General features: G+C 71.7%; 5 protein-coding genes. 3 read left to right on the top strand and 2 right to left on the bottom strand.

Going from position 1 to position 5,602, the window contains the following annotated elements; translation table 11 throughout:
- Positions 1–66 precede the first annotated feature (66 nt).
- Both AC08OO_RS05570 and AC08OO_RS05565 read right to left on the bottom strand, forming a co-directional pair.
- Positions 67–981 carry an alpha/beta fold hydrolase gene (locus AC08OO_RS05570; RefSeq protein ID WP_476607280.1) on the bottom strand — a complete coding sequence of 305 codons (915 nt, stop codon included), beginning with the start codon at positions 979–981 and terminating at the stop codon, positions 67–69.
- A 168-nt stretch (positions 982–1,149) separates the two neighbouring features.
- Complete coding sequence (locus AC08OO_RS05565; protein ID WP_476607281.1) at positions 1,150–1,647, bottom strand: phage holin family protein; 498 nt, start codon at positions 1,645–1,647, stop codon at positions 1,150–1,152.
- Between the two features lie 396 nt (positions 1,648–2,043).
- Here AC08OO_RS05565 and AC08OO_RS05560 point away from each other — a divergent pair, with 396 nt between their 5' ends.
- The 3 genes from AC08OO_RS05560 to AC08OO_RS05550 form a co-directional block, all read left to right on the top strand.
- A complete protein-coding gene (locus tag AC08OO_RS05560) occupies positions 2,044–3,072 on the top strand; it encodes a hypothetical protein (RefSeq protein ID WP_476609089.1) in 1,029 nt (342 codons plus the stop codon).
- A 277-nt stretch (positions 3,073–3,349) separates the two neighbouring features.
- Positions 3,350–4,558 (top strand): septum site-determining protein Ssd, encoded by a 1,209-nt coding sequence (ssd, locus tag AC08OO_RS05555; RefSeq protein ID WP_476609090.1) that lies wholly within the window; start codon positions 3,350–3,352, stop codon positions 4,556–4,558.
- Between the two features lie 167 nt (positions 4,559–4,725).
- On the top strand, positions 4,726–5,602 hold an 877-nt coding region (locus AC08OO_RS05550; protein WP_476618292.1), incomplete at its 3' end, for a TadA family conjugal transfer-associated ATPase.

Raw genomic sequence — 5,602 nt, 5'->3', positions numbered from 1 at the left:
GGCGGCGGTGAGCACGCAGGGGTGCGACTGACCTCCCATACTCCCGCACCGGTGGCCGGGCGACGCTCAGGGACGAAGCCAGCCGAGCAGTTCGGCGTTGACGAGGTCGGGGGCCTCCTCATGCGGGAAATGCCCGATCTCACCGAGCAGACGCCAGGTGTAGGGACCGCTGACGTAACGCCCGGAGCCCTGGGCGGTGGACGGCAGGAAACAACGGTCCATTTCCCCGTGTATCTGCAGGGTCTCCATCCGCAGCGACCGACGGAGGACACTACCGAAACGCGCCCCATCGGGCCGGAATAACGACCGGAAGATCCACCGGTGGTACTCCAGGGAGCTGTGCGCCACCCCGGGAACGCGCATCGCCGATCGATATCGCCGCTCGGCCTCGGCATCCGGATACCCCGGTCCTCCCCAGCCGCGTAGCAGCGTTGCGACGTGGGCGGCGTCCTCGGCCACCAGGACCCGTTCGGGCCGCCACGGCAGCTGAAAACCGAGCATGTACCGGCTGGCGACACCCTGACCACGAGGATCCGCCGCGATCTGGTGCCGCAGCCGCAGCGGATGGGGCATGGCCAGGATCGCGAGTCGACGCACCACCATCGGATGACGGACCGCAGTGGTCCAGCCAAGCAGCCCACCCCAGTCGTGGCCCACGACCGCGGCGTCCGGTTCCCCCAATGCTCTGACCAGACCGGCCACGTCATCGGAGAGGGTGAAGGCGTCATAGCCCCGAGGCGGCTTGTCACTCGCTCCGTAGCCGCGCAGGTCCGGCGCGACGACGCGGTAGCCCGCCGCCGCCAGCACGGTGAGTTGGTGACGCCAGGCCCACCAGAACTGCGGGAAGCCATGCAGCAGCAGGACGAGCGGGCCGCTCCCCAACTCCGCCACGTGCAGCCGGGTACCGTTGGCAGACACGTCACGGTGCCGCCACGGCCCGTCGACCAGGACGGTGGCGGGCTCGGGAACGGTGTCCTCCATCGCCTGCCAGGATGGCAGACCAGCCCCCGGCCCCGGACCGGCGGTGCTCGTGACGAGCCGGTCGTGAGGTCCGCCGCCGGCCCTCGAACGTCCGCCGCCGGCTCCCTCGCCAGACCCTGTGCCGACCGCGCCTGCAGGCTTGGGTACCGGCGGACACCGAACAGGACGTCAGTGCCCGCGCTGACCCGGGTGGGCGGCCGCACCCGCCGACCCGACCGCGTCTCCCGGTCCGACCGGACCCGCCGACCTGGCTGGGGCGGTCGTCGGATTACGTAGCCAGGTGATGTCGTCGCGCACGGTCTGGATGGTCCGCTCGGGCGGGGAGAGCTTGCGCAACCGCGCCATCGCGAACAGGGCCAGCAGCCCCGCGACGACGAGGTAGAGACCGGCCGTCAGCAGATAGGACCAGAAACGCTCGATGCCGGCCCAGGTGAACAGCTCTCCCAGAAAGATCGTGACGGCGATCAGAGCGCAGAACCCGAGGCCTGCCGCCACCGCCAGAAAACCGATTCCGAGCGCAGCCGACACCGCCTGCTGGGCAAGCTCGGCCTTGGCCAGGTTGATCTCCTGACGAACCAACAACGAGACATCGCGAGTGGCCAGGGCCACCAGCTCACCCAGCGTCGGCTCACGGCCGTCCCGAGCCTTCCCGGCTGCGATCGACACTTCTGGTCCTCTCTCTGGCTGCGACCCGCCCGTGCTGGACGGCGGGACAGTTCGCGCTACCACCCTGATCCGACAGGCACCCTGATCCGACAGGCACCCTGATCCGACAGGGTCCGAACCGGCGGCGGACCGGAGGCCCCACCGGAGGCCATCCGCCCCGGGCCCCTCCGGTCCATACCGTCAGTACCCTCCCGGCCGACCGTCCCCCTGTCGTGACGCGGTCCGCCGCCCCGGTCCCGCTACGCAGTCTCCCCCGCGCGGAGCCGCCTGGGGGCCCAACGACGCGGCTCAGACCTGTGACTCCTCCTACGGGTCTCACCGTCTTCTCGCTTGGCCCGGCCCGCCTGGCCTGGACGGTCCGACCCCGCACGGCCCAGCACGCACGGCCCAGCACGCATGGCGCGGACGGGTAGCGTGCGAGCTGTGAGTCTCCGCCCGTCTGGAACAATCCTCGCCGCCGATCCACTCGCCCGTGTTGCCGCTCTGCCCGGGGTGCGTGAAGCCGCGGACAGCGCCCGATCCGCGGTGGACACGCTTCTGCGCCACCGCGTTCTGCGCCGCCAGAGCGCCGAGGTGACCGCGGAGGCATCGTTGCGGGCCGCCCGCGCCTGCGCCGCCCTCGAGGGATACGAGATCAGCCTGGACGAGTTGCGGGCGCACCTGGCCCGGTCCGGGCCCGAAGGCGTGCTCCCCGGCCCGGAGGAAACGGACGCGTCGAAGGCCGGAGCGGTCACCGACCGCGGTACACGGAACGACGCCGCCATGGCCGGATCCGGCCATCCGTTACCTGTCGTCCTCGGCACGGTTCGGCTCTACGCCGAACTGGGCATCCTGGTTCCGGCCTGGGAGCGGGCACCGCGACAGGCCCTGGCCCGCATGCACGTGCTGCTGGGCCGGGGTTTCGTCCCGGGCGACGAGCTCGGTCGTCCGCGGGCCGATGCCGGCACCCGGGAGATCCTCGACCCGTTGCGGTTGGGCCCGCCTCCCCACTCGGTGGAGACCTCGGTTCGGCTGGATGGCCTGACCGGACTCCTCGTCGCGCCCACGAGCGCGCCGGCGATCGTGGTGGCCGCCGTGGTGCACGGGGAGCTGCTGGCCCTACGACCGTTCGGCGCCCTCGACGGGGTCATCGCCCGGGCCGCCGCCCGTCTGGTCCTGATCGGCCGGGGCCTCGATCCCAAGGCACTCACGGCGACCGACGTGGGACATCTCGAGATGGGACAGAACCCGGCGAGCATCCTGCGGGTGGACCGCGCGGGGGACGCCCACGCCGGGGAGGCCCACGCCGGGTACCGCGAGGCCGCCGCGGCCTATGTCGGTGGCGGCGCCGACGGCGTGGCCATCTGGGTACGGCACTGCGCGAAGGCCCTGGAACTCGCCGCGCGGGAGTCCCTCGCCGTCTGCGAGGCGCTCGCCCGAACCTGATCCACACTTACGGCGCGATTGACGCACCTGACGGATCCGCTGCAGGGATGGACCACAACGAACCTACCCGTATGAACCACTCGGCGCGGACCCCTGCGTGGGCCGCCGCCCCTCCTGCCACGTGGGCGGCAGCCACGCGTTCCCGGCCTGCGGCCTCGGCCGGTCGAAACCTCCATCAGAACATCTTCAGGCCCTGTGGAGGGCGGTCATCCACAGGGCCTGTCCCGGCGCATGGTGAGACCACGTCTTCCCCGACCCCGATGGGAACGAGGCCGCCATGTCCCCTGCTCCGCCCCTGCTGACCGCCGCGGAGAACCACGGTCCGGTCGTACGCCCGCTCATCGTCACCGCCATTCCCGACCTACTCGACGATCTGTTGCGGCTTGCGGCGGCCGCCGGTGTGTCGATGACGGTCGCCACCGAGATGAGCGCGGTGCGCCGCAACTGGACGTCGGCTCCCCTGGTCATCGTCGGAATGGACGAGGTCGAGCCATGCATCGCGGCCACGCTGCCCGATCGACGGCATGTAGTCCTGGTCGGAGGACACGTCGACGACGGCCGGGTGTGGGACGCCTCCGTGCGCATCGGCGCCGATCACGTGATCTTCCTTCCCGAAGCCGAGCCCTGGCTGGTCGACCTCCTCAGCGATCTCGACGGCCTCGATCGGCATCGTTCGGTGACACTGGGCATCATCGGCGGCCGCGGCGGGACGGGAGCCTCCACCTTGGCCGTCTCGCTGGCCCTGGCCGGGCTGAGGCACGACCTGCGCACGATGCTGATCGACGCGGATCCGCACGGTGGCGGGCTCGCCCCCGCCTTCGCCCGCCTCGTGCCGTCCATGTCCGGTGCCTTCCCTGGCGGGGAGACCTCCAGCCTGGCGTCGCTGTTTCCCACGCGCCACGACCAGCACGACCAGATGGACGGGAACGGCCCGGTCGGGCCGATCGCCTGCTCCGACCGGCTTCCCCGCCGGGGTGACCTCTCCGTGGTGTCCTGGGATCCCGCCGTCAGCCCAGCCGTTCCCCCGGCGACGATGGCCACCCTGCTCGCGACCGCTCGTTGCACGTCCGACCTGGTGATCCTGGATCTCCCCAGCCGAGGGAATCCGGCGGCCACCGCAGTCGACGCGGGCACCACCGTGGCCCTGCGGACCTGCCAGACGGTGCTGATCGTCACGCCCGCGGACCTGCCGTCGATCGTGGCGGCCGAACGTGTCTGCTCGGCCGCCATCCGCCGGTCCGCCGATGTGCGCGCCGTCGTCCGGCTGCACCCGTCCGACCGCCTCACCCCGGAGGCAATCGCCACGATGCTCGGCGTGCCACTGGCCGGGGTGATCAGCAGCCGACGGCACCGTTCGGTTCCCACTCGCGACCGCTACGGCGGCTCAGCCGACAGGAACACCATCGATCGCCTCAGCGAGGAGCTGCTGACCCGCCTCGGCGTTCTCGGGCCACGGGTGTGGCCCGATCCGGAGGCCTGGTCATGACCGGGCTCGGCGAGCGACGCAGGTCCCCATTCCCCGCCACAGGTCACGCGGCCTCACCGGCTGCCCGAGCGGCCGCGAGGCCCGCGGTCTCCACGCGATCTTCACCGCCGTCCGCAATCCCATCGGAACCGCTCGAACCGTCAGAACCGCTCGAACCACCGGAACCGGTGGCCGCACCCGCGGAGCCGCCCGGAGCCGGCCCGCTGGATCCCCTCCTCGCTGATCCGCACGTCACCGATGTCCTGGTCAACGGGCCCGGCGAGGTCTGGGTGGAACGCCGGGGCCGGCTCATCCGTACCTCGGTCGCGTTCGCGGACGAGGAAGCGGTGCGGCGCCTGGCCGTTCGTCTCGCCGCGACGGCCGGGCGGCGCCTGGACGCCGCGATGCCCTTCGCCGACGTGCAACTGCGCGACGGAACCCGGTTGCACGCGGTTCTGGCACCGATCGCGGTGCAGGGTACGTGCCTGTCGCTGCGACGGACCCGGCGTCGCCCCTTCACCTTCGACGAACTCGTGCTCGCCGGAACAATGAGCCCGGCGGTGGCGGCCGTGCTGCACGCGGTCCTGAGCGCCCGACTTGCGATCGTGGTGACCGGGGGCACCGGCTCGGGCAAGAGCACACTGCTTGCCGCACTACTGGGAGCGGTGCGCCCCGACGAACGGATCGTGCTGGTGGAGGACACCGCCGAGCTCGTCATGGACCGTCCGGGGATGGTGCGGCTCGAGGCCCGCCCGCCGAACATCGAGGGCGCCGGCGAGGTTACCCAGCGTGATCTTGTCCGCCAGGCGCTGCGCATGCGCCCGGATCGGCTGGTGCTCGGCGAGGTCCGCGGCCCCGAGGTGCTCGATCTCCTCGTCGCCCTCAACACCGGTCACGAGGGCGGGCTGAGCACCGTGCACGCCAACGACACCAGTGCGCTGCCCACCCGCCTGGAGGCTCTCGCCGCCCTCGCCGGGCTGTCCCGCCCCGCGGTCCACAGCCATATCGCGGCAGCGCTCCACACCGCCGTTCACCTTTGCCGGGAGGCCGACGGCCGCCGTCGGG

It is taken from the genome of Frankia sp. CeCAU1, assembly GCF_977971845.1.
This window is presented reverse-complemented; position numbering and strand designations above follow the sequence as displayed.

Bases quoted from the DNA above. Each gene is read 5' to 3' on its own strand.
- AC08OO_RS05560 (WP_476609089.1), top strand. From the start codon at position 2,044: ATGGCGCGGACGGGTAGCGTGCGAGCTGTGAGTCTCCGCCCGTCTGGA.
- AC08OO_RS05570 (WP_476607280.1), bottom strand. From the start codon at position 981: ATGGAGGACACCGTTCCCGAGCCCGCCACCGTCCTGGTCGACGGGCCG.
- ssd (WP_476609090.1), top strand. From the start codon at position 3,350: ATGTCCCCTGCTCCGCCCCTGCTGACCGCCGCGGAGAACCACGGTCCG.